Source organism: Romboutsia maritimum (assembly GCF_002251085.2).
Classification (GTDB): Bacteria; Bacillota; Clostridia; order Peptostreptococcales; family Peptostreptococcaceae; genus Romboutsia_B; species Romboutsia_B maritimum.
This window is the reverse complement of the sequence record NZ_NOJZ02000008.1, coordinates 51298-77765: the sequence shown is the minus strand read 5'-3', so window position 1 is coordinate 77765 and position 26468 is coordinate 51298. Positions and strand designations below refer to the sequence as shown.

Here is a 26468-nt window from a genome sequence, read left to right as displayed (position 1 = left end):
TGGATTTTAAAAATTAACCTTATATAAATAAGGTTAATTTAGCTAAAAGCTTTATTTATAAAAAAATAAAACTGATTGAAATGAAAAAATTTAAAAAGAAAAAGAATCTATTTTTATATAAAAAAGTATGTGAATATGCAAAAAAGAAGTTGTCCCAAAATTATTATATTTTGAGGCAACCTCTTTTTTAGATAGTTTAAATTTTTAATATAAGGATAAATCAGTTAATAACAATTCACTCTTAGTTTTATCATAACTACCAAAATATTTTATATTGTAAGTCTTGTTTATGGTATTTCCTTCAGTATCAGTAATAGAACAAGTTTCGCTAGCTTTAACAACAAAGTTTAGCTTACTGTTATCTAGTTCTATTTTACTAATATTTATATCTTTAATATAGTAGGTCATCTTTTTTTCATTTAATTCATTTATAAAATTTAATTTTTCGTTGTATATATTGCTGTTAATTTTTAAATATTTACTAATATACGAAAAGTCATTATTATTTATAGCATTTGGCAAATTATTTAAATAATCTTTCACAAGAGACGTAATCTGATTTTTTATATCTTCCTCATTAGTAAATGTAGGAGAAGAAAGTATATAATCATCAAATTTTAAATATATATCTTTAGAATATCCATCATAAGTACAAACATTACTTTTTAGTTCTATTCCATTGATATTAATAGATGCATAAATTTTAGAATTAACTTCAACTGGACCAATATAAGTACTATCTTCTAATAAAATATCAGCACATTTACCATTTACATATATTTTAGCTTCAGGAAAATCACCATGAACTAAAACCATATTATTTTGAATATCTTGTAATAGTTTTATATTAAAATCAGAACTATTTTTATAAGATGATATAAAATCAAAATCTAAATTATCCTGAACTGATGTAAAATTGTTTTTATAAATAGCAGTAAACTTATATTTGCCAGGAAACAAAGGTCCAAGTATTCTATTAAAATCATTAGAATTAGAAGTTACTAATGTATTATCATCAACTGTAATATTGGTATCTCTTATTGGAGTATGTATAGTGCAATATACAGGTTTAACAAAAATTTTATAATTATTATTGTTTGATTTTTTTAGATTAAATAACTCCTTCTCTTCATTAGTATCATTCTTTAAAGAAGACTGATGTCTTAAGTGATCAATAATATGAATTTTATAAGATGGATTTTCATTTAAATAATCTAAAAATTTTGTTAATGTTTTTTCATTTAATTCTAAAGAATTATCATTACAATATAATAAGTTTTTTAGAGCTAAAACATTACTATTTTCAATACACTTTTCAAAAGAATTCACTATATTTTTTGGATTTTTAGAAAATAACATAATTTTAGATAGCGAAAATATACATATTAAAAGTATTAATATCAATAAAATAATAAATAAATTTTTTATATTATGTTCATTAATGAAATTTAATTTATTGTTATATTTTACTAAGTTATGTTTAGACGATAAGTTATTACTCTTAAAGTTCATGTTTATAAAGTATCTCCTCCTAACTACTTAATTAATAATATAATTATATTATACCAATTAGAACAAAAAAGACCTACTTTAAAACAAAAAAATATAAAAATTACTAAAATTAAAAAATGTAAAGGTTTGAAAATACGATTTATTTTGACATTTTCAGACCTTTACAAGTTTGTTTATTTAACACCCATTATGCCAGTAACTACGGTATTAATATCAGAACCTAAGAAATAATCATTTATATTAATTTTAGATAATGATTTTTTTAAGCTAATTTCATTATGTTCAGTTCCTTTTAGTAAATCTTCAATAAAAGATATATCTTTTTTTCCAAAGAAATCACCAAAGAATTTAATATCAACGATACTACCTTTTTCAACATTAACATTAAATTCAACATTGCCACCAGGATATTTTAATTCGTTAAAAAGAGTGTACTTTGGAGAATTACCAAAATTCCAATCCCAAGTTCTATATTTACTTTCAATTAATTTATTTATCTTAGAAATATCATTTTCAGTTAGAAAGTAAAATTTATTGTCTAGATTTATTTTAGAAAGGTAGTCCATTATTAAATCTTTAAATTCTAATATATCCATAGGAAATTTAAGATGATTACTAATATTAGTTACACGAGATTTAACAGATTTAATACCCTTACCTTCAAATTTTATAGGTTTAACTTTTAGAGCATTTGAAAGATTAGTTATTTGAGAAGAAAATAAAAGAGTACCATGGTGCATAACTTTATTTTTATAATTATATTGAGCATTACCTGAAAATTTCTTGCCATCAATTAATAAATCATTTCTACCTGAAAATTCAGCATGAACATTTAAGGTTCTAAGTAAGTCAATTATAGGTTGAGTAAACCTTCTAAAATCACTAAAACTATTATTATTACAAGCTATAAATGTGAAGTTTATATTGCCTAAGTCATGAAATACTGCTCCGCCTCCAGATTGTCTTCTAACAACAGGAATAGAATGTTCCTTTACATATTCAAAATTTATTTCAGATAAAGTATTTTGATTTTTACCAATTATGATAGAGGGTTCATTTCTCCATAAAATAAACATGTCCTCATTAAAATTTTTAAGAAGATATTCCTCCATAGCTAAATTGAAATATGGATTAGTTTTTTCGTTATATATTAGTAACATAAATAATACCCCCCGATAAATTTATTTAGAACCCATGATACCAGAAATTAGAATATCACAATTTGCACCTAACAAGTAATCATTTATTGGTATATTTTTTAGTACAGTTTTTAAGCTTTTTTCTTCATGTTTAACTCCAATTAAAAGATTTTCTATAAAGGAAACATCTAATTTTCCGAAAAAATCACCAAAAAACTTAATATCATTAATAATGCCTTTTTCAACATTAATATTAAATTCGATGTTACCACCAGGATATTTTAAAGTATTTATAAGAGTATATTTAGGAGAGTTTCCAAAGTTCCAATCCCAAGTACTATATTTATCTTCGACTAATTTATTTATACAAGCAATATCGCTATTGTTTAATGTATAAAATTTATTATTAGAATTTAATTTAGACAGATAATCCATTATTAAATCCTTGAATTCTAGCACATCAAGAGGTGATTTTAAGTGAGAGCTGATATTAGTTACACGAGATTTAACTGACTTAACACTTTTTCCCTCAAATTTGATAGGTTTTACATTTAAAGCATCAGAAACATCGTTTATATCAGATGAAAATAAAAGGGTTCCATGATGCATAACCTTATCTTTGTAATTATATTGAGCATTACCTGAAAATTTCTTACCATCAATTAATAAGTCATTTCTACCTGAAAACTCAGCATTAATATCTAAATTTTTAAGTAAATCAATTATGGGCTGAGTAAATCTTCTAAAATCACTAAAACTATTGTTATTACAAGATATAAATGTGAAGTTTATATTACCTAAATCTTGAAATATTGCTCCACCACCAGATTGTCTTCTAACAACAGGAATAGAATTTTTTTTAACATAATCTAAATTTATTTCAGATAAAGTGTTTTGATTTTTCCCAACTAAAATAGAAGATTCGCTTCTCCATAAAATAAACATATCTTCATTAAAATTTTTAAGTAAGTATTCTTCCATAGCTAAATTAAAATATGGATTAGTGTTTTTATTGTAAATTAATAACATAAATAACCCCCATTATCTACGTAGTATTTTGTCTCTTAATAAGGATAATAGCAGAGTTTTGGAGACTTAGCAATTTGATACATAAATTAAGAAAAATAAAATTAAATTTTTATTTACTTGCAAATGATAAAAAATTGATATATACTTTATTTAAATCAAATTAAGTGAATAATAAATGGGTAGAGGCGCGATAAATATGAGTACTAGTAATGAGGTAAGCACAATGACTTACTAGGAAAGGAAATATCGCCGAAGTATATAACTGATGCTTTAAGGTTATATGTCTGGGTGTACATAAAATATATGTGCAACTGTCACAAACTTGTTTTTGTGGTGAGCTATCATTTAAGGAATTATTATATTAAACTAAATTTACTTAGAGTAGTATTTAATTTGCATACTTTTAAGTATAATTCCATTAGTGACGTAATATAAGAGCCTTGAGTGTTTAACTCAAGGCTCTTTTTGTCTACCATGTAAAACCCTTATCATTCACAAAATAAAATTAAGGGGGATTTGATTATGAACAACAGAAATTTTAGAATTATATTTATGACCATGTTAGTATTTGTTTTATCAACACCATTAGTATTTGCAGATGAGTTAGATATAATATCATCAGCTAATGCACAGAAGTTTGGTATGTTAACATTAATACCACCAATAATAGCAATAGTACTTGCTTTTGTTACTAAAAATGTAGTGGTTTCATTATTTATAGGAATATTATCAGGAACCTTTATAGTTAAATTTACAGGCTCAAACATAATATTTACATTAGTTGAAGCATTTTTAGATTTAGTAAGTAGATCATTAAATTCTTTAGCAGATCCATGGAATGCAGGTATAATACTTCAAGTATTAGTAATAGGTGGAATTATAAATTTAGTTGCAAAAATGGGAGGAGCAAAAGCGATAGCTGAGTCACTTGCAAGAAGAGCAAAAACATCAAGAGCAACACAACTTATAACTTGGTGTTTAGGAATTTTAGTATTCTTTGATGACTATGCAAATTCATTAATCGTAGGTCCTATAATGAGACCAGTTTGTGATAAAATGAATATTTCTAGAGAAAAATTAGCATTTATAATAGATGCAACGGCAGCACCAATATCAGGGTTAGCTATAATATCTACTTGGGTAGGTCTTGAAGTTGGTTTGATAAATGATGCATTTGTAGGAATAGGAGTAAAAGCGGATGCATTTGGAGTATTCTTAGAAACTATTCCATATAGATTTTATAATATATTAATATTAGTATTTATACTTATATCAGCTTTATTATTAAAAGATTTTGGACCAATGAGAAAAGCTGAGTTAAATGCTAGACAAAGAGGAAATTCAGGTACAGTTTCAGCAAATGAAATGAAAGATTCATGTGATTTAGAACCAAAAGAAGGGGTTAAATTAAGTATATGGAATGCAATAATTCCAATAGGAACATTAATAGTTACAGCATTAATGGCATTTTATTACAGTGGATATACATCAATAATAAATGGAGATAATAAAGAACTTATAAATTTATTTACAAATTCACCATTTTCGCTATTAGCTGTTAAAGAAGCGTTTAGTGCATCTGATGCATCAGTAGCATTATTCCAATCAGCATTATTTGCAAGTATTGTTGGTATAGCTATGGGTGTTGGTAAAAAAATATTTACAATATCAGAAGCAATAGATGTTTGGATAGATGGTATGAAAGGTTTAATAGTAACAGGGGTAATATTAATACTTGCTTGGGCTTTAAGTTCAGTAATAAAAGAATTAGGAACAGCTAAATATATAATAGTATTATTACAAGGTTCATTCCCAGCATTTTTATTACCAAGTTTAATATTTATATTAGGTTCGATAATATCTTTTGCAACAGGTACAGCTTATGGAACAATGGGAATATTAATGCCACTTGCAGTTCCACTAGCACATTCATTAAACCCAGATATGTCATTTATAATAGTTAGTACAAGTGCTGTTTTAACAGGAGCAATATTTGGAGATCACTGTTCGCCAATATCTGATACAACTATATTGTCTTCAATGGGGGCTGGATGTAATCACTTAGAACATGTTAAAACACAAATGCCATATTCACTATTTGTAGCAGGTATAACAGTGCTATTTGGATATATACCATCAGGATTAGGACTTCCAATATATGTGGTTTTACCACTTGCAATTATTGCAATATTCGCAGGAATACAGATATTTGGAAAAAGAGTTGACGAAGTTGAAGTAGAATTAAATTTGGTTAATGAATAGAAAAATAGTTTGATAAATATATTATTAAAAAAAGCTGTCTCTAAATTTATATATGAAGAGACAGCTTTTTTGCATACTTTTGTAAATATATATAATACTAATATAGAAAGTTCGTATGTAAAGAAAATTATATAGGAGCTTTCTATATTTTTTTATGATTTATTAGAAAGGAGAAAATTATGAGTTATGTAAATTTCAAAGAAGAAAAGTATACTGCAAATAATCAATTATTAAAAAGAAAGAAAAATAATGATGAAATAAATATATATCTAATAAAGCATAAAGATGAACTCATTGGCTATTATCCAAATGAGAGATATAGTTATAAAAAGATCAATAATGAACTAATTGGTAAAAAAGGAACACTTGATGAGATAGATTTTAAAATTATACAAAACGAAGACATAATATGTTCTGAGTTTTTAGAGTGTGACTTTATAAATTTGAAATTTAAAAATTGTAGATTTATAGGATGTAAATTTTATAACTGTAATTTTGCCAGTGGAGGTGTCATATTCGAAAACTGCATACTTATTAAAGAAGATACAGAGAAAACTCCATCTTTAAATAAAAAAGATAATTTATCATGTATTTTTTATGATTGTAATATGTACATTAAATTTTTAAACAGTGATATATCGTTTAATATATTTGAAAGATGTAATATAAAAGACACATCTTTTGAACAAAGTAATATGAAAAGTGTAATTATAAAAAATAGTGAGTTAAACATGATTACGATTGAAGACTGTGATTTTTCAGGAGTGAAAATATTAGAAACATATATTAAAGACTTAGATTTTACTGATAATTATAAAACTAAGTTTGATGAAAAAACTTTTTTTGATAAAATAAAGATAAGAAATAAGACTAAACAAGAATATGAAGGCATCTATATGACGTATGAAATTTTAGCTGATAAATTTAAAGAAAATACTCTTAATAATAACTTTGGAGAGTACTATTATCAAGGAAAATGTATGCAACGAAAATCACTGGAAATTTTACCTAAATTAGAGTCTTATTTATATTGGCTAACGTGTGGATATGGAGAAAGAGTAGAATATGCAGTATTTTCATCTTTAGTTATAATATTGATATTTGCAGTAATATATCTTTTCACTGGTATTGCTATAAAAGAAGAACCATTAAGATATACAATGACCACAATGAGTCAATTATCTGTAATGGAAGTATTAAGACATCTTAATGAAGTGGTTAATTTAAGTGTGGGTATGTTTTGTGGTGTAGGATTTAATAATGCTCAACCAACAGAACTTAGCTATATGGTTTCTAATATAGAAATGATAATTGGGTTTATTATGATGGGAGTATTAATAGGTACATTGACTAGAAAATTGATAAGATGATAGGAATAATATATAAGATAATAAGTAAAAAACTACTTTAATTGATTTAGATATTAATGTAGTTTTTATTTTTGTATTGAGGATTTTTCTTATAAAAATAAAAATAAAACTTGTATTATCAAAATGATAATGATATTATATAAAAATATTAATTATCATTTTGATAATTAACGATATGAATATTATTTTAATAAATAAGGAGGAAATCAAAATGGGAGAAAGTTCATTTTTAAAGGGATTTTTAATGATTACTGATATAAGAACAATTATTTATATATTTGTTCTTATAGGAACATTTTTTATAGTTAGAATATTTGAAAAGAAAAAAATCAAGTTTTCAACTAGAATAATCTATGCAACAATTATAGGATTTATATTAGGTATTATAATACAATTTAGTGCAGGTATTCCGAGTGAGCCTTCTAAAGTAACTTGGTTACAAGAAATAAGCAAGTGGTACGGTTTATTTGGATATGGATTTATGGACTTATTAAAAATGCTTGTTGTACCAATGGTGTTTGCATCAATATTAAGAGTAATAATTAATATGAATGAAGGTGAAAATTTAAAAGCAATAACATTTAGGTCATTAATTATGCTTTTAGCTACGACAGCTATAGCAGCAATAGTAGGTATAATTATAGGTAATGTAATGAAACTAGGAGTGGGAGTTGAATTAGGTAAGGTTAATGGAAATGAACTTAGAGAAATAGTACCACTTGTAGATACATTAAGAGGTTTATTACCTTCAAATCCAGTAATGAGTATGGCAAATGGAAATGTAGTGGCAGTAATAATATTTGCATCTTTCTTAGGTATAGCAGTTAAGAGATTGAATAAAAAATATAAAGAAGAAATAAAGCCATTTGTTAATTTAGTAGAAGCTTTTTATAAAATAATAGTAAGCGTGGCTATGAGTGTTATTAAGTTTATGCCATATGCTGTAATACCACTACTTGCAAGTACAATAATAGATAATGGGCTATCATCTATGATATCTGTTGTGAAATTTATAGTTGCACTTTATATATCAGTAATTATAGTATTCATAATTCATTTAATAATGATAACTATGAATGGATTAAATCCTATAACTTATATTAAAAATGCTACAGAAGCTTTACTACTTGCATTTACATCTCGCTCAAGTTTAGGAACATTACCTGTAACGATTGATACATTAGTCAATAACCATGGTGTAGAAGAAGGGGTATCGAGTTTTATTGCTAGTTTAGGAGCGAATATGGGTATGAATGGATGTGCAGGAATTTATCCAGCATTAATGGCTATAACTGTAGCGAATATGGTAGGAATAGATAAAGATATAAGTTTTTATTTTATGTTATTAGTAGTTATAGCAGTAAGTTCATTAGGAATAGCTGGACTTCCAGGAACTGCAACAATGTCAGTTTCAGTAGTATTATTAGGAATGGGACTTGGAAGTTATTTTCCATTAGTAGGAGGAATAATAGCTATAGATCCAATATTAGATATGGGAAGAACTATGTTAAATGTAAATGGTGCTAGTGTTACAGCCATTACAGTTGCTAATTCCTTGGGAAAAGTAGACAAAGAAAAATTTAGTAAGGTTAATTTACATTAATATTTAAAAAAGTAGAGCATTAGCACAGAAGTTATCCTCAGAAAAATGACAATATTGCACATAAAATATAAATATAGTAAAATATATACTAATTAATATAAAATTGTGATAGGGGGATAAAATGTTTGAAAAAGTACTTGCTACAATTATTATAATTTGTAGTGCTATGATGTTAAGGGATGGATATAGAATACGAAAATATAAAATAATTAAACAATCTAATAATCGTATGGTAAGTATAAATAAAATAAAAGATACTGAAGGATATATAAATTGGATAAGTGGATGGAACTATAAAGTAGGAAGTTTATTTTTTATTAATGGAATACTAATGTTTATAAAAAAATATAGTGTTAGCATTGAAATGATTTCAAATATAGTTAACGTAATAGCTATGATAGCTATATCTTATATGATGTATCAATTTATGTGTAAATCATCTAAATTTTATTAAAAATATTAATATTTTTGAATTGACTTTTATAAAAAAAGTTCATATACTTTAAGTGAAAAATTAAATATTTCCAAGTGAGATTGACGAGAGATATCTTTATGAATTAAGTAAAGAAGCCGAAGGAGCAATTTAAAGTTCGCCAAATTTTAAAGAAACTTTCAGGCAAATGTATCGTTAATTGATGGGTCTCTGGAAAGACTTATAAAAAGTTAAGTCACCGAAGAAGCAAAATGATGAAAATTATTGAAACTTTCAGGTATACAAACAGAGGATATACGGGCAATACTTATTATAATGCCTGTATATCCTCTTTTTATATAAAAAAACTAAATTAAGTTGTTTTAGATTTAATAAAAAATGGGGAAATAGAAGGGGGAGTATATGTGAGTGAGTTAAAAAGAACAGCTTTATATAATGATCATAAAGAAGCTAAAGCAAAATTTTTCGAATTTGCAGGATGGGAAATGCCATTAGAATATGAAGGAATATCAAAAGAGCATGAAGCAGTAAGAAATAATGCGGGTTTATTTGATGTATCTCATATGGGAGAAGTACTTATAAAGGGTGATGAATCAGAAAAATTTATACAAAATATAATAACTAATGATATAACTACAATGAAAGAGAATGACGTAATATACACACCTATGTGTTATGAAGATGGTGGAGTAGTAGATGACCTTTTAGTTTATAAATTAGGAAAAGATGAATTTTTATTAGTTGTAAATGCAAGCAATACTCAAAAGGATGAAAAATGGATAAAAGATAATTCTACAAATTATAAAGTTGATATAAAAGATATATCAGATAAAACATCACAATTAGCAATTCAAGGACCAAAATCAGAAAAAATACTTCAAAAACTAACACAAACAAAATTAAGTAATGTTAAATTTTTTAAGCTTGATAAAGATATAGAAATATGCAAAGTACCATGCATAGTATCTAGAACTGGATATACAGGTGAAGATGGATTTGAAATTTATTGTAAAAATGAAGATGTACTTAAAATATGGAATGAAATTCTTATAAAAGGCGAAAATGAAATAAAACCTATTGGATTAGGTGCTAGAGATACTTTAAGATTTGAAGCTAGTTTGCCTCTTTATGGAAATGAAATATCTGATAAGATATCGCCGCTTGAAGGAGGAATATCTTGTTTTGTTAAATTAGAAAAAGAAAATTTTATAGGTAAAGAAGCTCTGTTAAAACAAAAAGAAGATGGTATAAAAAGAAAGTTAGTAGGATTTGAGATGCTAGGTAAAGGAATACCTAGACATGGATACGAAGTAAAGATAAAGGATGAAGTAATAGGATTTGTAACTACAGGATGTTTTTCTCCTACATTAAATAAAACATTAGGATTAGCACTTATAGATGGTAAATATTCTGATTTAGGAGAAGAAGTAGATATAGCTATTAGAAAAAAAGTAGTTAAAGCAAAAGTTATAAAAAGACCATTTTATAATAAGAACTACAAAAAAGATATAGATAAAATGGAAATAGAAAATAGAGAATACACAAATAATGAATTTTCATATATTCCAGCAACAGATGAAGATAAATATAAAATGTTAAAATGTATAGGCATTAACTCTATAGATGATTTATTTTCAGATATACCACAAAATCTAAAACTTAATAAAGAATTAAATTTAGAATCTTCAAAGTGTGAAATGGAAGTTTCTAAAAAAATAAGTGAACTAGCAAACAAGAATATAAATTTAGATAAAATAACTTGTTTTTTAGGAGCTGGAGCATATGATCATTATATCCCTTCACTTATAAAACATATAACTTCAAGAAGTGAATTTTACACAGCATACACACCTTATCAAGCAGAAATAAGTCAAGGAACTCTTCAAGTAATATTTGAATTTCAATCAATGATAGCAGATTTAACAGATATGGAAATAGCAAATGCATCTATGTATGATGGTGCAACAGCAGCAACAGAAGCATGTATAATGGCAGTGGGTCAAACAAGACGCAAAAAAATAGTGATTTCTAAAACAGTTCATCCTGAGACAAGAAAAGTATTACAAACATATATGAAAAATAAAGAATGTGAAATAGTAGAAGTAGATTTTTGTAATGAATATGGAATTACAGATATAAATAAATTAAAAGATAATGTAGATAAAGAAACAGCATGTGTTCTTATACAAAATCCTAATTTCTTTGGAGTAATTGAACATATGCAGGAAATAGAAAAAATAACTCATGAAAATAAAGCAATGCTTATTATGAGTGTAAACCCTATATCATTAGGAATACTAAAAACTCCAGGTGAAATAGGTGCAGATATAGTAGTTGGAGAAGCTCAGTCTTTAGGAAATTCTTTGAATTTTGGTGGACCATATGTAGGTTTTATGGCGACTAAGTCAAAACTTGTAAGAAAGATGCCAGGAAGAATAGTTGGTCAGAGTGTAGATAGTGAAAATAAAAGAGCGTATGTTTTAACGCTACAAGCTAGGGAACAACATGTTAGAAGAGAAAAAGCTACTTCAAATATATGCTCAAATCAAGCATTAAATGCTTTAATAGCTTCAATATATATGGCAACTTTAGGAAAAGAAGGATTTAAAGAAGTTTGTTGTCAATCAATGAAAAAAGCTCATTACGCATATGAAGAATTAATTAAAACTGGGAAATTAAAACCTGTGTTTAAAGGTAAATTCTTTAATGAATTTATAGTTTCATCAGATTTAAATGTAGAACAAATTAATAGTAAACTTCTAGAAAATCATATATTAGGAGGATACAATTTAGAAAATAATTATAAAGATTTAAAAAATTCAATGTTACTTTGTGTAACTGAAAAAAGAAGTAAAAATGAAATAGATAAGTTAGTTGGTATTATGGAGGGGATGTAAATGAAAGAATATAATAGCTTGTTAATCGAAATATCTAAAAAAGGTAGAAAAGCATATTCACTTCCAAAGCTTGATATAGATGATATAAAAATAGATGATATGTTAGAAAAAAAAATGATAAGAAATACTCATTTAAATTTACCAGAAGTTAGTGAGTTAGATTTAGTAAGACATTATACATTATTATCTAATAAAAACTTTGGATTAGATACAGGGTTTTATCCATTAGGTTCATGCACAATGAAATATAATCCTAAATTAAATGAAGATATGGCATTAAATAGAAATTTTACTGAAATACATCCTTATCAACCAATACACACAGTTCAAGGATCTTTAAAACTTATGCATAATTTATCAGATATGCTTTGTGAAATAACTGGTATGGATAGCGTAACACTACAACCATCAGCAGGTTCTCATGGAGAGCTTACAGGTTTAATGCTGATAAAAGCATATCATATGAGTAGAGGAGAAACTAAAAGAACTAAAGTTATAGTCCCAGATTCTGCACATGGAACTAATCCTGCAAGTGCAAACATGGCAGGGTTTAAAGTAGTTCAAGTGGACTCAGATGAAAATGGAGCAGTAAATATAGAAAAATTAAAAGAAGTACTAGATGATGAAGTAGCAGCTCTTATGCTTACTAATCCAAGTACTTTAGGATTATTTGAACATAATATAGAAGAAATAGCTAGCCTTGTACATGATGCTGGAGGACTTTTATATTATGATGGAGCAAATATGAATGCAATTATGGGAATAACAAGACCAGGAGATATGGGATTTGATGTAGTTCATTTAAATCTCCACAAAACTTTTTCAACTCCTCATGGAGGAGGAGGTCCAGGGAGTGGTCCTGTAGGAGTAAAAAAAGAATTAATTCCATTTTTACCAATTCCAATAATAGAAAAAGAAGATGATAAATTTATACTAAATTATGAAAAGCCACATTCAATAGGAAAAATAAAGAACTTTTATGGGAATTTTGGTGTATTAGTAAAAGCATATTCATATATTTTAACAATGGGAAAAGAAGGTTTAAAAGAAGCTAGTCAAATGGCAGTGCTTAATGCTAATTATATAAAAGAAAATTTAAAAAAATATTATGAATTACCAATAGATTCTGTATGTAAACATGAATTTGTATTTGGAAAAATTTTAAATGAACCGCATGATATAAAAACTATGGATGTAGCTAAACGATTGTTAGATTATGGATATCATCCTCCAACAATTTATTTTCCATTAATAATAAATGAAGCTATAATGATAGAACCAACGGAAACTGAAAGTTTAGAAACTCTAGATAATTTTATAGATGTTATGAAAAATATAGCTGATGAAGCTGTTAATTCACCAGAATTATTAAAAAGTGCACCTCATGATACTATTGTTAAAAGAATAGATGAAGCAAGAGCCGCTAAAAAACCTATCTTAACATGGAAATAAAAAATTTTAAAAAGACTGTTTCAAAATTCTATATTTTGGAGCGGTCTTTTGCTTTTTAAGAGAAATATATAAATATTAATGATAATTATTTTCAAAAATAATAAATAATCAGTTGCGTATGAAAATTATTTATGGTATTCTTTTATTAGAAATAAATGGAAAGGAAACAGACTATATGTTAATCAAAGTTTTAGATTGTCTTAATAAAAAAGGAAATTTCTCAGCTAGAATTATATCCAAAGAACTTAACATACCAGAATTGATAGTAGAAGATTTAAAGGATAAGTTAATTAAAATGGAATGTATAAGAAAGGTAAACTGTGATCAATCATTATGTGAAAAATGTACTTGTGGATGTAGCAGTACAAAATTAAATGATAAGGTTGATTGGGAAATAACCGATAAAGGATATAAAATATTAAACAAAAATAGGGGGTAATTATGAATACATTAGACAAATTAAATATTGGAGACAAGATGAAGGTTAAGAGTATTCAAAAAGATAGTCCAGTAAAAAGAAAACTTTTAGACATGGGAATAACACCAGGTGTAGAAATAGCTGTAACAGGAAAAGCACCATTTGGTGACCCATTGGAGATATTAGTTAGAGGATATAAGTTAACTCTTAGAAAAAATGAAGCCATGGTTATTAAAGGATGACAAGGAGAGATATTATGGTAGTTCCAATGAATTTAGTTCAAGAAGGAAGTATAGTAGAGGTCAAATCAATTACTAAAAAATCAGATTTAGTAAAACGTCTAAGTGAATTAGGCATTGTATCTGGAAATAAAGTAAAAGTAATAAAAAATGACGGTAGAAGTTTAATAGTTGCAATAGAAGAAAGTAGATTTGCATTAGATAATATGCTAGCTAAGAATATTATGGTTGTAAATTAATTTTAATATTGCGATGAGAATGAATATTTATATCAAGGAGGAGATGGCGTGAGAGCAACGGCATTAGTAGAAGATTCAAGTAAAGAAGATGTAATAGCATTGGCAGGGAATCCTAACTGTGGAAAAACTAGTTTATTTAATATTTTAACAAAAGCTAGACAACATGTAGGAAACTGGCCAGGGGTTACAGTAGAAAAAAAGGAAGGTACTTTAAAGTATGAAGGAAATGGATATAAAATAATTGATTTACCTGGTACGTATAGTTTAGGTGCTTATTCAGAAGATGAAATTATAGCAAGAGATTTTGTGGTGAATGAAAATCCAGATGTAGTTGTAAATGTAGTAGATGCTACAAATATTGAAAGGAACTTATATCTAACGCTTCAATTAATAGAAATGGGAGCAAAAGTAGTAATAGCTTTAAACATGATGGATGAAGCTGATAATAAAGGAATATCTATTGATATAAAAAAATTATCTAAAAAATTAGGTGTAAAGGTTGTTCCAACAGTTGCTCTAAAGCAACAAGGTATAGAAGAACTTATAAAAGCAAGTACAAGTGATATTATAAATATATCAAAGATAAAAATTGATTATGGAGATATAATAAATAATCAAATAGAGGAACTTTCAAAATCAATAGAAATGAATATAAAAAATACATCTTCTAAGTCAAAATGGATAGCTATAAAATTATTAGAAAATGATGAACATATAAAAAATGAAATTAATTTAGAAAAATATCCACAGCTTAAACAAAAACTTAATACATGTAATAAAATTATAGAAGATGAATTAGGTTTTGAAGGAGAAATGGCAATTGTAAATGAAAGATATTCTGTAATATCAGATATAGTTTCGGATACTGTTATTAGAAAAACTAGTAATAAAGAAAGTTTAACTGACAAGATAGATAAAGTAGCAACAAATAAATTCTTAGGATTACCAATATTCGCAGGTATTATGTATTTATTATATCAACTTACTTTTACAATAGGAGCAGGTATACAAGATTGGACAGATGGACTTATTGGAGGATTAGGAGAAAAAGTAGCTGAAATTTTAACTAATATTGGAGCACCAGATATTTTAACGAGTTTTGTAGGAGATGCTATATTTGGTGGACTAGCTTCAGTAATAGCATTTTTACCTTTAATAATGGTTATGTATTTCTTAATAGGATTATTAGAAGATAGTGGATATATGGCAAGAGCTGCATATGTTATGGATAAACTAATGAGATCGTTAGGATTACATGGAAAAACATTTGTGTCTATGTTAGTAAGTATAGGATGCAATGTACCAGGAATTATGGCAACAAGAACATTAGAAAATAAAAAAGATAGAATGATTGCAATTCTTATAAATCCATTTATTTCTTGTGGAGCAAGATTACCAATATACATGTTGTTTATAAGTGCATTCTTTGAAAAAAATCAAGCTTTAATACTTTTCTCACTTTATGTAGGTGGATTAGTAGTAGCTTTAATAGCAGGAAAAATATTTAGTAAGACTTTGTTTAAAGGAGAACCATCATATTTTGTAATGGAACTACCTAGTTATAAAATGCCATCATTAAGAAATGTATTTATGTTAATGTGGGATAAAGCTGGAGCATTTTGTAAGAAAGCTGGTAAAGTAATACTACCTGTAATGGTTGTTTTATGGGCATTATCTAATTTCCCATTAGGAGCTGAAAGTTATAGCGAAGATTCATTACTTGGTATGATAGGAGGAGCTATTGCACCTATATTTAAATTAGCAGGATTTGGAACATGGCAAGCAGGTATATCACTTATCACTGGTATTTTAGCTAAAGAAACAGTAGTAGGAACTATGGGATTAATTTATGCAGGTGTTGAAGAAGGACCAGCATTAATAGCTTCAATACAATCAATATTTACACCACTAACAGCAATGTCTTTCATGGTAATGTCTTTATTATATACACCATGTTTAGTAGCATTAGGAGCAATTAGAAGAGAAACAAATTCATGGAAGTGGACTTTATTTACTGCAGTATACACATTTATTGTAGGTTGGATAGCAGCAGTACTAGTTTATCAAGTGGGTCTAATATTAGGATTTGCATAAAATTATATACATAAAAAAAGGATGAAACTTTAATGGTTTCATCCTTTTTTGTTAACAACTTAATTATTAAGCTGCATCTATATCATTGTTTCCAGTTCCACGAACTACATCAGCAGTTGTTATCTTGTAGTTCTTGAATATTTGATATCCTATAAATCCTGCTAATATACTTAATAAAGCACATCCTGCAGCAGTTATTAAAACTTTTACAGCTGGGTTATAAGCAAACATTACAGCAAATCCAGCTATTGGAGTAGCAGTACCTGGAGAGTTATTTACAAGTCCCATCATAGCTATTAAAACACCAGATGCAGCACCACCTATAAAGTTAGTAACATAAACTGGTATTGGGTTAGCAGATATTAAGTCTGCTTGAGTTAAAGGTTCTATAGCAACAGCTATATTGTCTTTCTTTGAACCAAACTTCATTTTTGAGAAGAATACGAAGTTCATGAAAGAAGAACCGAATACTGATAATGCACCTATTGCCATTGGAGCACCAGTTAAACCTATCATAGCTGTTAAAGCCATTGAACTAAGTGGAGCAGTAGCAACAACTGTTATTAATCCACCAAGGATTACACCCATTAATATTGGGCTAGCACTTGAAGCTGATGTTAAAACTGAACCTATAGTTGCTAAAGTACCATTAACTAATGGACTAGCTACATCACCTATAAAGTAAGTTAAAGGTGCTGCAACAACTATTATAACTATTAAATCAAGTCCAGCAGGAACTTTCTTTTCTAAGAATTTTACAACGAAAGATATTAAGTATCCAGCTATGAATCCTGGTAATATCTTGAAGTTTAAACAAGTTAAACCAACTAATACAGCATAAACTGGAGAAACTCCTAAAGCTAAAGGAACTAGTATAGCAGAAGCCACACCACCTACAGAACCGTTAGCAGCCCCAACGTTTTCTAAAAATTTGATTCCAGCAACCTGACCAAAGAATGAGTAGTGGAAAGCTTCAACTAAGAAACTTGCACAAGCAGCGTTTGCAAGTCCACCCATTGCCTTCATACCTAATGGTGCTTTGTAACTAAATAATGTGAATAATGCCAATACTACTAATAATAATGCAGTACCTGTTAAAATGTCTATCATGTGTATTTCCTCCTATAAGATATAAATTCTAAAAACAAAACCTATGGTAGTGTTTTCCTTGGTTACGTTTTCCGAAACCGCTTATTAGAACAGTTATTATTATAAAATAAATATAAAAAAAAGTAAATATGTTTTTTGAAAAAAATGTCGAAAAAAATGAAAAATATTGAAAAACCAATAAAAATAAATTATTTTATTTAAAAAATTTATATAATAAATTTACTTATTTTAAGTGAATTTATTATATTTTTAAAAAATTTATTGATTACAGTTTTATAATAACCATATAGAACTTTATTATTCTTTAATAACATATAGTAAATAATAGAAAATGTATAAATAGCAAATTTAAAAAATATATATAATTAAGTAGTAAAATAATCATAAAGCTATTGTAAATCCATCATAAATCTATTGGATTAAAAATAAAATTATGATAAAATAAAATTGTCACTTAGCTATAGATAAAAGTCGCTAATTGATATTTAACAGACATTTTAAATAAAAAAATGTCTAAAATCCTTTAAAACTCTAATAAATTTATTAGGACTTGTTCGAGAACTCCAAGTATAAAAAACTAAGGGTTTATATAGTGGCAGTATATAGTTATATCCTTAGATATGGCTTTTTAAAATTACTAAGAAAGTGGAAGAAAAGTCATGTAGTTCTCCTTAACCACAAATTAAGGAGGAGATTGTTATGCAAAAAAGAAAGGTAATAATTGATTGTGATCCAGGAATTGATGATTCTTTGGCAATACTTCTAGCATTAAATTCACCAGAACTAGAAGTATTAGGTATTACTACTTGTAGTGGTAATGTACCTGCAAAGTTAGGTGCAGAAAATGCGCTAAAAGCACTTCAAATGTGTTCTTCATTAAATACACCTGTATATATAGGAGAAGAACATCCATTAAAGAGAGAACTTGTAACAGCCCAAGATACCCATGGAGAAGATGGTATAGGGGAAAATTACTATGATAAGGTTACTGATGGAAAGTTAAATAGTAACGGTGTAGATTTTATAATAGAAACTTTAAAAAACAATAAAGATGTATCTATTATAGCTTTAGGACCACTTACTAATATAGCTAAAGCAATTATGAAAGATAAAGAAGCTTTTAATAACTTAGATGAATTTGTATCTATGGGTGGAGCTTTTAGAATTCATGGCAATTGTTCACCAGTAGCAGAGTTTAACTATTGGGTTGACCCACATGCGGCAAATTATGTATACAAGAACTTATCTAAAAAAATTCATATGGTAGGTTTAGATGTAACTAGAAAAATTGTACTTACACCAAATATTATTGAATTTATAAATAGACTAGATAAAGATTTGGCTAAGTATATAACACAAATTACAAGATTTTATATTGATTTTCACTGGTATCAAGAAAAAATAATAGGATGTGTTATAAATGATCCATTAGCAGTTGCATATTTTATTGATAGAAATATATGTCAAGGATTTGAATCATATACAGAGGTAGTTGAAGATGGAATAGCTATGGGGCAATCTATAGTAGATTCTTTTAACTTTTATAATAAAGAACCAAATTCTATCGTATTAACTGATGCAGACGAGAAAAAATTTATGTATATGTTTTTAAAGCGAGTATTTAAAGGCTATGAAGATATTATAGACTCAATAGAAGGGGTGATATAATATGAATTCTAAAACTCCAGTAAAAAAACTTACATTAATAAGTTTGGGAATTGCTCTAAACATAGTTGGGGCGTTTATTGCTTTAAACTTAAGGTTACCAATATATTTAGATTCTATAGGAACTATAATGATAGCAGCTTTATTAGGACCAAAGTATGCGGTTATTACAGGTGTTTGTGGTAGTTTAGTAAGTGGTATGACATTTGACATATATTCTTTATACTTTGCACCAGTACAAATTTCAACTGGTTTATTAGCAGGGGTTATGTTTAATAAAGATTTCTTAAGTGGTATAAAAACACCGTTTGGAGTACTTGTAGTGGCGCTTCCTACATCAATTATAGGTTCCATAATTGCTGCGTATTTATTTGGAGGTGTTACATCTTCAGGATCATCATATATAGTTCAAATTTTAAAAACAATAGGTGTAGGAGATGTTATAAGTGTGTTTATAACTCAATTCTTTACAGATTATTTAGATAAATTTATAGGAGTGGTATTAGTTAGTTTATCAGTTAATGCCATACCAAAAAATATTAGAGTATCAATTAAATCATAAACTAAAGGAGATTAAATGGATAGATATAGTCAAATAGATAATAAAAATCAAAGAGAAATTGTTTTATTAAAAGGATTTCCTTGTATATGGGGAAAGTGTTCATTTTGTGATTATATAGAAGATAACTCTACATTAGAATATGAAATGAATAAATTAAATTTTGATGTTTTAAAAAATATAACAGGAAAATATAAAGTTTTAGAGGTTATAAATTCAGGTAGTTGCTTTGAACTACCTAAGGCAACCTTAGAAAAGATAAAAGAAATAATAAAAGAAAAAAAAATAGAAAAGTTATTTTTAGAAAGTCATTGGTGCTACAAAAATAGATTAAAGGAAATGAGAGATTATTTTGAAATTCCTATAGTATTTAAAATAGGAGTAGAAAGCTTTGATTATGATTTTAGAAATAAATTTTTAAATAAAAATGCTAAATTTAAAACACCCGAAGATGTTAAGAAGTATTTTGATTCCCCTTGTATGATGGTAGGTATAAAAGGTCAAACCAAAGAAATGATAGATAAAGACATGGAAATTGTTTTAAAGTACTTTAATCATGCAACAATTAATATATTTATTAATAATACGACTAAATTAGAGCGTGATGATAGCCTCGTAGCATGGTTTAAGGAGAAATATGAGTTTTTAAATAACAATGAAAATATCGAAGTTTTATACAATAATACAGATTTTGGAGTAGGAGATTAAAAATTATCACAAAATAGTTGGATATTACTAAAATTTCTGATAAAATATAATAGTTGTTGTTACAAAACAGAAAAAAGGGGAGTAAAACTTTTTAGTTTACTAAAAAGGGGGAATTAGGGTGATTAATAGGATTAATAAAGTAAAACGAGTTCTTGAAATGATGTATCTAAAAGAAGGATTAAGTGATGATGTTGTAAGACTTAGTCAACTTTTAGATAATTTAATAGTAGAAGAACAAATTCGAAGATTAAATTATATCAAAATTTAAATTTAAATATATTTAAAACTTCCTATATGATAGGAAGCTTTTTTTTTGCTTAAAATATATGATACAATAGATAAGTAACTTAATTATCACGGAGGAATATAAATGAATGCTAATGATAGAATACAGAAGTTTATAGAGCTTCAAAATAAAGAAGTACCTTTTGAAGACATTTCAAAAGAACTAGGAATCAAAAAGAGTACTCTAAGAGGCTTTTTAAACAAAAGAGGATATAAGTGTGAAAATGGAAAATATGTATTAGTAAATAAAGTAGATCAAATTAAATTTGAAGAATTTGAAAATGAAACAACTACAAATAATATTAAAAAAAATACTATAAAGAAAATTGTAAAAGAAAATAAAATCGTTAATACTACGAAAGTCACAAAAAAAACTAAAAATAACAAAAATAACAATGTAAAAAAAGATAAAAAAATTAATGTGACTCAAGAAGACATGGATAAATTATGTGAAGTATATGATTGGTATTTACAAGTAAAAGATTTTAAATCTATAAAGTCTAAAAAAATATCTAATAAAAAAGATATTAATTTAGAAGATACAAATATAGAAGATACAAAATCTACTACTATAAAAATAGATAAAAAAACATGGGAAGAGTTTGAAAGACTTTGTAGTAATTCTCAATTTAATAAAAAAGAAATATTAACACAAGCATTAAAAAATTTTATGAAGGAATATAAGCATCTTTTGTAAAAATAATATATAATTTATATTAACATCATATAAATTAGCAATTTTTTTGTGAAATATTATATAGTAGTATCGTAAATTTTATGAGGTGCTTAGGATGAAAAAAATATATAAAAAATCAAAAATACATATCATAGTAATTATTTTTTTAGTGTTTAGTATTAGTTTAATTGGTTGTTCAAAAGAACATAATAATAAAGATATAAATTTTGAAAATAAAAAAGAAAATAAAAAAGAAAATAAGTTGGAAAATTACAAAGAAGCATTACAAGTAGAAAAGGTAAAAGATGAATCTATAAGCCAGATTAAGGTAACTAATAAATCTAGTTTTGATGTATCAGGAATATGTTTAATTTATGATGAAGTAGATAAAAACAACAATGTGATAACTAACTCTAAAAATTTAATAGACATTACTTTAAATCCAAGTAAAGTTGTATATTCTCAAATTTCAACTCAAGAATATACAAAAGATATAAATATAACAGGATATGAATATAGCTACAAAGAAGATAGGGTTTTTGTGGATTTAAATAAAGATACTGTTAAAGTGGGAATAAATAATGTTAAAACAGAAAATAGTAATCCATATGAAATTTTATATACATCAGATATAAATAAAATAAATGAATCTAAAGAGGGATTTACTTATGAAATTAAAGTTAAAAATTTATCTCAAAATGACTTAGGAAATACGACTTTAAAATTAGCAGAGTTGAATGATAAAGGAGAATACATAAAAATAACACATACAATATCATCTAACGTTTTAAAATCTAATGAAAAAGCTAAAATCGAAATAACTAGTTCAAAAGATGCAAAAGATTTAAAGTTAATAGGATATATATATGATGATATCAATAATAAAGCTAATGTAGATATAGATCTTCAAGCTCATAAAGCTAAAATTAATAAATAACACTTTTAAGTGCATATAATATAAAATGTATAAATTGTATAGTTATGATAAATAATAAATATACAATTAAGGAGTGGTGTAATATGAATGAACATGATAATTTAAATAATGAAAATATGAATTTAGATTTTGAAAAAATGAATGAAATTTTAGCTGATCCAACATTTGCTAATTGGTACTATAATCAAATGAATAATAGTAGTCCAAATGAAATTAATATAAATAATTTCGTACAAATTATTAAAGATTATTCTAATAATTTAAAAAATTAAAATTGATATAATAATGAAAAAATAGTGAAATATATTAATCTACGATATAAAAATATAATATAAATTACAAGTAAAGAAACTCACCATATTTTAAATATGGTGAGTTTTTTAACATTAAAATGTTATAAATACTTAAATTTAACTTGTTAAAGTTGTATAATTTATGTATAGATAAAAAGTAATGCATTTAATATGGAGGAAAAAATGAAAGTACTAGTGGTTGAAGATAATAGAAAGCTCTTAAGAAGTATTGTAAATGAACTAAAAAATCATTTTGAAATTGAGAGCTGTGAAGATGGAGAAGAAGCTTTATATTTGATAAATCAGAACATATATGATTTAGTTGTTTTAGACTTAATGCTACCGAGCTTAGGAGGATTAGAAATTTTAGCAAATATTAGAAATAATAATATAGATACTCCTGTGTTGATATTGACGGCTAAAGAATCTTTAGATGATAAAGTAGAAGCTTTTACAATAGGAGCTAATGATTATTTAACAAAGCCTTTTTATATGGAAGAATTAGTAGCTAGAGTTTATGCTATATTAAGAACAAATGGAAAATTACAGGCAAAAAATAGTTTGGACTTTAAAGATTTACATCTAGATCTTAGTAAAAGAAGAGTATTTATTAAGGAAGAAGAAATTGATCTTCAAAATAAACAATTTAACTTATTAGAGTATTTCTTGTTAAATAAAGGTTCTATTTTATTGAAAGAACAAATTTATGATAGGGTATGGGGAATGGAATCAGATGCAACAATTGAAATTGTTGAAGTATATGTTAGTAATTTAAGAAAAAAATTAAGTAAGTATGAATATGATAAGTATATAAAGACTAAGCGTAAGGTAGGATATATGTTTGATGATAAATAAAAATGTATTTTCTAATACGAAAAATAGGTTAATAAAAATAAATATAGCAGTAGTAGGAAGTTTTTTAATTATATTTTCTATATTTATTTTTATTTATTTTAAAGGGCTTACATATAAAAGTATAGATAGTAAGATTGAGGATGAGTTAGAGTCTATAACTATTCAGCTTGTAAAAACATCTTTTTTTAATCCAGTTACACTTAAAGATCCTAGCAATATGGTATATGTATATGAAAATGATAGAATAAGGTATTATACTCAAAATGGATACTTTGACGAGGTTCTTCCTAATAAAAAAGAAAATAAGGAAAATAGCTTTTTTACATATTCTAAAAAAGGATATACTTTTAGAGAATTAAACATAAGTGTATCAAAGTATGATATACAAATAATTAGGAATATTAACTCTGAAATGAACTCTTTAAAACAATTGATGTTTGTATTAATTATAGGAGTATTATTTTCAGTTTTAATTACATATTATATAGCATTATATTTAACAAAAAAGGCTTTAATACCTATAGAAACAGCATGGAATAATCAAGCAAAATTTATACAAGATGCTTCTCATGAATTAAGAACTCCTATTTCAATAGTATCATCTAAGCTTGAGAGTATGTTAAAATCACCAAACAATACAGTTAATGATGAAGTTGAAACAATAGCAGATGCAATGAAAGAAACTAGAAGAGTAAAAAAAATGATAAGTGATTTACTTTCACTTACAAAAGAAGATTATATTACAAAATTAAATATTGAAAAAGTAGATATAGAAGAACTTTTACAAGAAATTACTAATAATTATATTGATATTGCAGAAATTCAAAATAAAGAATTTAAACTAATTTGTGAAATAGAAGATAAATTTATATATACTGATATATCTAAGCTAAGACAGCTTATACTTATTTTTATAGACAATGCATTTAAATATACAAAGGAAAATGATAGAATAGAAATTAATTTAAATGAAGAAGATAATAATATTAATATAGATATAAGAGATACAGGTATAGGTATAAAAGAAGAAGAAATACCATTTATATTCGATAGATTTTTTAGAAGTGAAAATATGAGAAATCAAGATATAGATGGTTCAGGAATAGGTCTTTCTATAGCTAAGATGATAAGTTTAAATTTAGACTGTAAGTTAAAGGTTAAATCTATATTAGGAGATGGGACAAAATTTAAAATCATTATACCTAGAAAATTAATAAATAGAAAATAATAAAAATTTGATTTGTAAGTGATATATTGGGTATAATTAACTATAGAAAAATAACAAATTTTTATAATTAATAACTATATTTGATAAAATTCATAATATATAGTAGAAGATATGTAGGAGGGTAAAAAAATGGCTAATATTATAAATACTTCTCAATTTAGAAGTGATGTGGAAAATAGTAGTGGAGTAGTAGTTGTAGATTTCTTTGCAACTTGGTGTGGACCTTGCAAAATGCTTGCACCAGTTTTTGAAGAACTAGGAGAAGAAATGGAAGAAGAAGCAAAATTTGTGAAAATTGATATAGATCAAAGTTTAGAAATAGCTCAAAAGTTCCGTGTATCAACAGTACCAACTATGATGATATTTAAAGATGGAAAGCCTGTAGATACAATGATAGGTTTTATGCCGAAAGAAAAAATAAAAGATAAAGTTCAATCACATTTATAAAATGATAGGTGATAATATATGAGATATGATATAGCTATAGTTGGAAGTGGTCCAGCAGGACTTTCGGCAGCTATAAATTCAAAAATAAGAAATAAAAATATAATTGTATTTGGAAATGACAATTTAAGTAATAAACTTGTAAAAGCTCCATCGATAGATAACTATCTAGGGTTTCATGATATAAGTGGAGAAGACTTAAAAGATAAATTTAAAGAACATATAGATAGCATGGGTATTCAAATTTTAAGTAAAAAAATAAACAGTATTTATGCTATGGGAGAATACTTTGCTTTAATGTCAGGTGATGAAATGTTTGAAGCTACAACTGTAATTTTAGCAACTGGAGTAGAGTATGGAAAACCTATAAAAGGTGAAGAAGAATTTTTAGGTAAAGGCGTAGGATATTGTGCAACTTGTGATGCACCTTTATATAGAGATAAAAAGGTTGCAGTAATAGGATACAATAAGGAGTCTAAAGAAGAAGCTAATTTTTTAAGTGAAATTGCATCAAAAACTTATTTTATACCTATGTATAAAAAGGAATCTTTAGTGAGAGCATCAGATGAATTAGAGACTTCTATTGAAGTTATAAATGATAGACCTATTCAAATACATGGAGATAATCTTGTAAATAAAGTTGAATTCAAAGAAAAAGAAATAGATGTAGATGGAGTATTTGTAATAAAAGATAGTGCATCCCCAAAATCATTAGTTCCAGGTATTGAAACTGATGGGCCACATATTAAAGTAGATATTAATATGAAAACAAGCATAGAAGGATGTTTTGCTGCAGGAGATTGTGCAGGTAAGCCATATTCTTATATAAAATCTGCAGGTCAAGGTCAAATAGCAGCTTTAAATGCAGTATCATATTTAGATAAACTAAAATTAAAAAATAAGAAATAAATTAGTATAGAAATATGACACTTATAATATTAGGTGTCATATTTTTTGTAATAAAATTAATTGAAAATTTAATAAAAAATTAAAAAAAATTTTTATATAAAGGTTGATTTAA

The 26468-nt window shown here is 26.2% G+C and carries 25 protein-coding genes and 4 riboswitches; of the genes, 21 read left to right on the top strand and 4 right to left on the bottom strand.

The annotated features are described in order from the left end of the window. Positions 1–204: 204 nt before the first annotated feature. From CHF27_RS06575 to CHF27_RS06565, 3 genes are all read right to left on the bottom strand, one after another. Positions 205–1512: a TcaA NTF2-like domain-containing protein gene (locus CHF27_RS06575; protein WP_095404481.1), complete on the bottom strand. Its 1308-nt coding sequence runs from the start codon at positions 1510–1512 to the stop codon at positions 205–207. 173 nt (positions 1513–1685) lie between these two features. Continuing rightward, the gene (locus CHF27_RS06570) at positions 1686–2672 is read right to left on the bottom strand and encodes a lipoate--protein ligase (protein ID WP_095404480.1); all 987 of its coding nucleotides are present in this window, start codon (positions 2670–2672) and stop codon (positions 1686–1688) included. A 21-nt stretch (positions 2673–2693) separates the two neighbouring features. After that, positions 2694–3680, bottom strand: coding sequence for a lipoate--protein ligase (locus CHF27_RS06565; protein WP_095404479.1), 987 nt, complete (start codon positions 3678–3680; stop codon positions 2694–2696). A 172-nt stretch (positions 3681–3852) separates the two neighbouring features. After that, positions 3853–4029: riboswitch (Lysine riboswitch) on the top strand. Positions 4030–4202: 173 nt separating this feature from the next. On the opposite strand from CHF27_RS06565, the gene CHF27_RS06560 reads away from it, so the two are divergent. The 10 genes from CHF27_RS06560 to feoB all read left to right on the top strand — a co-directional run bounded on the left by CHF27_RS06560 (position 4203) and on the right by feoB (position 16687). Then, positions 4203–5942, top strand: a complete 1740-nt coding sequence (locus CHF27_RS06560; protein ID WP_095404478.1) for a Na+/H+ antiporter NhaC family protein — start codon at positions 4203–4205, stop codon at positions 5940–5942. Between the two features lie 179 nt (positions 5943–6121). After that, positions 6122–7312 (top strand): pentapeptide repeat-containing protein, encoded by a 1191-nt coding sequence (locus tag CHF27_RS06555; protein ID WP_095404477.1) that lies wholly within the window; start codon positions 6122–6124, stop codon positions 7310–7312. Positions 7313–7523: 211 nt separating this feature from the next. Further along, on the top strand, positions 7524–8915 hold the full coding sequence (locus CHF27_RS06550; RefSeq protein ID WP_243444966.1) for a cation:dicarboxylate symporter family transporter: 1392 nt from the start codon (positions 7524–7526) through the stop codon (positions 8913–8915). A gap of 121 nt (positions 8916–9036) precedes the next feature. Beyond that, a complete protein-coding gene (locus CHF27_RS06545; RefSeq protein ID WP_095404476.1) occupies positions 9037–9369 on the top strand; it encodes a hypothetical protein in 333 nt (110 codons plus the stop codon). Positions 9370–9443: 74 nt separating this feature from the next. Beyond that, positions 9444–9553: riboswitch (glycine riboswitch) on the top strand. A 3-nt stretch (positions 9554–9556) separates the two neighbouring features. After that, positions 9557–9639, top strand: a riboswitch (glycine riboswitch). A 113-nt stretch (positions 9640–9752) separates the two neighbouring features. Continuing rightward, positions 9753–12245, top strand: coding sequence for an aminomethyl-transferring glycine dehydrogenase subunit GcvPA (gene gcvPA / locus CHF27_RS14640; protein WP_095404475.1), 2493 nt, complete (start codon positions 9753–9755; stop codon positions 12243–12245). Then, positions 12246–13697 carry an aminomethyl-transferring glycine dehydrogenase subunit GcvPB gene (gcvPB, locus tag CHF27_RS06535; protein ID WP_095404474.1) on the top strand — a complete coding sequence of 484 codons (1452 nt, stop codon included), beginning with the start codon at positions 12246–12248 and terminating at the stop codon, positions 13695–13697. It abuts the gene before it with no gap. A 175-nt stretch (positions 13698–13872) separates the two neighbouring features. Continuing rightward, positions 13873–14136: a hypothetical protein gene (locus CHF27_RS06530; RefSeq protein ID WP_095404473.1), complete on the top strand. Its 264-nt coding sequence runs from the start codon at positions 13873–13875 to the stop codon at positions 14134–14136. Positions 14137–14138: 2 nt separating this feature from the next. Then, positions 14139–14357 carry a FeoA family protein gene (locus CHF27_RS06525; protein ID WP_095404472.1) on the top strand — a complete coding sequence of 73 codons (219 nt, stop codon included), beginning with the start codon at positions 14139–14141 and terminating at the stop codon, positions 14355–14357. 14 nt (positions 14358–14371) lie between these two features. After that, positions 14372–14593, top strand: coding sequence for a FeoA family protein (locus CHF27_RS06520; RefSeq protein WP_158534731.1), 222 nt, complete (start codon positions 14372–14374; stop codon positions 14591–14593). 48 nt (positions 14594–14641) lie between these two features. Continuing rightward, the gene (gene feoB / locus CHF27_RS06515) at positions 14642–16687 is read left to right on the top strand and encodes a ferrous iron transport protein B (protein ID WP_243444965.1); all 2046 of its coding nucleotides are present in this window, start codon (positions 14642–14644) and stop codon (positions 16685–16687) included. Positions 16688–16753: 66 nt separating this feature from the next. Here the strand turns inward: feoB and CHF27_RS06510 are convergent, their stop codons facing one another. Further along, a complete protein-coding gene (locus CHF27_RS06510; RefSeq protein WP_330409764.1) occupies positions 16754–17797 on the bottom strand; it encodes a PTS sugar transporter subunit IIC in 1044 nt (347 codons plus the stop codon). Positions 17798–18340: 543 nt separating this feature from the next. Beyond that, positions 18341–18384, top strand: a riboswitch (PreQ1 riboswitch). A 112-nt stretch (positions 18385–18496) separates the two neighbouring features. Here CHF27_RS06510 and CHF27_RS06505 point away from each other — a divergent pair. From CHF27_RS06505 to CHF27_RS06455, 11 genes are all read left to right on the top strand, one after another. Beyond that, positions 18497–19465, top strand: coding sequence for a nucleoside hydrolase (locus CHF27_RS06505; RefSeq protein WP_095404470.1), 969 nt, complete (start codon positions 18497–18499; stop codon positions 19463–19465). Between the two features lies 1 nt (position 19466). Continuing rightward, positions 19467–20024 (top strand): ECF transporter S component, encoded by a 558-nt coding sequence (locus tag CHF27_RS06500; protein WP_095404469.1) that lies wholly within the window; start codon positions 19467–19469, stop codon positions 20022–20024. A 15-nt stretch (positions 20025–20039) separates the two neighbouring features. Next, a complete protein-coding gene (locus CHF27_RS06495; protein WP_095404468.1) occupies positions 20040–20729 on the top strand; it encodes a radical SAM protein in 690 nt (229 codons plus the stop codon). A 118-nt stretch (positions 20730–20847) separates the two neighbouring features. Further along, positions 20848–20997, top strand: coding sequence for a Spo0E family sporulation regulatory protein-aspartic acid phosphatase (locus CHF27_RS06490; RefSeq protein WP_095404467.1), 150 nt, complete (start codon positions 20848–20850; stop codon positions 20995–20997). Between the two features lie 102 nt (positions 20998–21099). After that, positions 21100–21711, top strand: a complete 612-nt coding sequence (locus tag CHF27_RS06485) for a DNA-binding protein (RefSeq protein WP_095404466.1) — start codon at positions 21100–21102, stop codon at positions 21709–21711. Between the two features lie 94 nt (positions 21712–21805). Beyond that, on the top strand, positions 21806–22627 hold the full coding sequence (locus CHF27_RS06480; protein ID WP_095404465.1) for a hypothetical protein: 822 nt from the start codon (positions 21806–21808) through the stop codon (positions 22625–22627). Between the two features lie 83 nt (positions 22628–22710). Beyond that, a complete protein-coding gene (locus CHF27_RS06475) occupies positions 22711–22899 on the top strand; it encodes a hypothetical protein (protein ID WP_095404464.1) in 189 nt (62 codons plus the stop codon). A gap of 204 nt (positions 22900–23103) precedes the next feature. Continuing rightward, a complete protein-coding gene (locus CHF27_RS06470) occupies positions 23104–23775 on the top strand; it encodes a response regulator transcription factor (protein WP_095404463.1) in 672 nt (223 codons plus the stop codon). Next, the gene (locus CHF27_RS06465) at positions 23765–25003 is read left to right on the top strand and encodes a sensor histidine kinase (RefSeq protein WP_095404462.1); all 1239 of its coding nucleotides are present in this window, start codon (positions 23765–23767) and stop codon (positions 25001–25003) included. Before CHF27_RS06470 ends, CHF27_RS06465 begins: the two co-directional genes overlap by 11 nt. Before the next feature lie 129 nt (positions 25004–25132). Next, positions 25133–25450 (top strand): thioredoxin, encoded by a 318-nt coding sequence (gene trxA, locus CHF27_RS06460; protein ID WP_095404461.1) that lies wholly within the window; start codon positions 25133–25135, stop codon positions 25448–25450. Between the two features lie 18 nt (positions 25451–25468). After that, positions 25469–26356: an NAD(P)/FAD-dependent oxidoreductase gene (locus tag CHF27_RS06455; protein WP_095404460.1), complete on the top strand. Its 888-nt coding sequence runs from the start codon at positions 25469–25471 to the stop codon at positions 26354–26356. The last annotated feature ends 112 nt before the right edge of the window (positions 26357–26468 follow it).

What these genes read in the sequence shown, in the direction of transcription:
- CHF27_RS06575 (WP_095404481.1), bottom strand. Translation starts at nt 1,512, where the DNA reads ATGAACTTTAAGAGTAATAACTTATCGTCTAAACATAACTTAGTAAAA.
- CHF27_RS06570 (WP_095404480.1), bottom strand. Translation starts at nt 2,672, where the DNA reads ATGTTACTAATATATAACGAAAAAACTAATCCATATTTCAATTTAGCT.
- CHF27_RS06565 (WP_095404479.1), bottom strand. Translation starts at nt 3,680, where the DNA reads ATGTTATTAATTTACAATAAAAACACTAATCCATATTTTAATTTAGCT.
- CHF27_RS06560 (WP_095404478.1), top strand. Translation starts at nt 4,203, where the DNA reads ATGAACAACAGAAATTTTAGAATTATATTTATGACCATGTTAGTATTT.
- CHF27_RS06555 (WP_095404477.1), top strand. Translation starts at nt 6,122, where the DNA reads ATGAGTTATGTAAATTTCAAAGAAGAAAAGTATACTGCAAATAATCAA.
- CHF27_RS06550 (WP_243444966.1), top strand. Translation starts at nt 7,524, where the DNA reads ATGGGAGAAAGTTCATTTTTAAAGGGATTTTTAATGATTACTGATATA.
- CHF27_RS06545 (WP_095404476.1), top strand. Translation starts at nt 9,037, where the DNA reads ATGTTTGAAAAAGTACTTGCTACAATTATTATAATTTGTAGTGCTATG.
- gcvPB (WP_095404474.1), top strand. Translation starts at nt 12,246, where the DNA reads ATGAAAGAATATAATAGCTTGTTAATCGAAATATCTAAAAAAGGTAGA.
- CHF27_RS06530 (WP_095404473.1), top strand. Translation starts at nt 13,873, where the DNA reads ATGTTAATCAAAGTTTTAGATTGTCTTAATAAAAAAGGAAATTTCTCA.
- CHF27_RS06525 (WP_095404472.1), top strand. Translation starts at nt 14,139, where the DNA reads ATGAATACATTAGACAAATTAAATATTGGAGACAAGATGAAGGTTAAG.
- CHF27_RS06520 (WP_158534731.1), top strand. Translation starts at nt 14,372, where the DNA reads ATGGTAGTTCCAATGAATTTAGTTCAAGAAGGAAGTATAGTAGAGGTC.
- CHF27_RS06510 (WP_330409764.1), bottom strand. Translation starts at nt 17,797, where the DNA reads ATGATAGACATTTTAACAGGTACTGCATTATTATTAGTAGTATTGGCA.
- CHF27_RS06505 (WP_095404470.1), top strand. Translation starts at nt 18,497, where the DNA reads ATGCAAAAAAGAAAGGTAATAATTGATTGTGATCCAGGAATTGATGAT.
- CHF27_RS06500 (WP_095404469.1), top strand. Translation starts at nt 19,467, where the DNA reads ATGAATTCTAAAACTCCAGTAAAAAAACTTACATTAATAAGTTTGGGA.
- CHF27_RS06495 (WP_095404468.1), top strand. Translation starts at nt 20,040, where the DNA reads ATGGATAGATATAGTCAAATAGATAATAAAAATCAAAGAGAAATTGTT.
- CHF27_RS06485 (WP_095404466.1), top strand. Translation starts at nt 21,100, where the DNA reads ATGAATGCTAATGATAGAATACAGAAGTTTATAGAGCTTCAAAATAAA.
- CHF27_RS06480 (WP_095404465.1), top strand. Translation starts at nt 21,806, where the DNA reads ATGAAAAAAATATATAAAAAATCAAAAATACATATCATAGTAATTATT.
- CHF27_RS06475 (WP_095404464.1), top strand. Translation starts at nt 22,711, where the DNA reads ATGAATGAACATGATAATTTAAATAATGAAAATATGAATTTAGATTTT.
- CHF27_RS06470 (WP_095404463.1), top strand. Translation starts at nt 23,104, where the DNA reads ATGAAAGTACTAGTGGTTGAAGATAATAGAAAGCTCTTAAGAAGTATT.
- CHF27_RS06465 (WP_095404462.1), top strand. Translation starts at nt 23,765, where the DNA reads ATGATAAATAAAAATGTATTTTCTAATACGAAAAATAGGTTAATAAAA.
- trxA (WP_095404461.1), top strand. Translation starts at nt 25,133, where the DNA reads ATGGCTAATATTATAAATACTTCTCAATTTAGAAGTGATGTGGAAAAT.
- CHF27_RS06455 (WP_095404460.1), top strand. Translation starts at nt 25,469, where the DNA reads ATGAGATATGATATAGCTATAGTTGGAAGTGGTCCAGCAGGACTTTCG.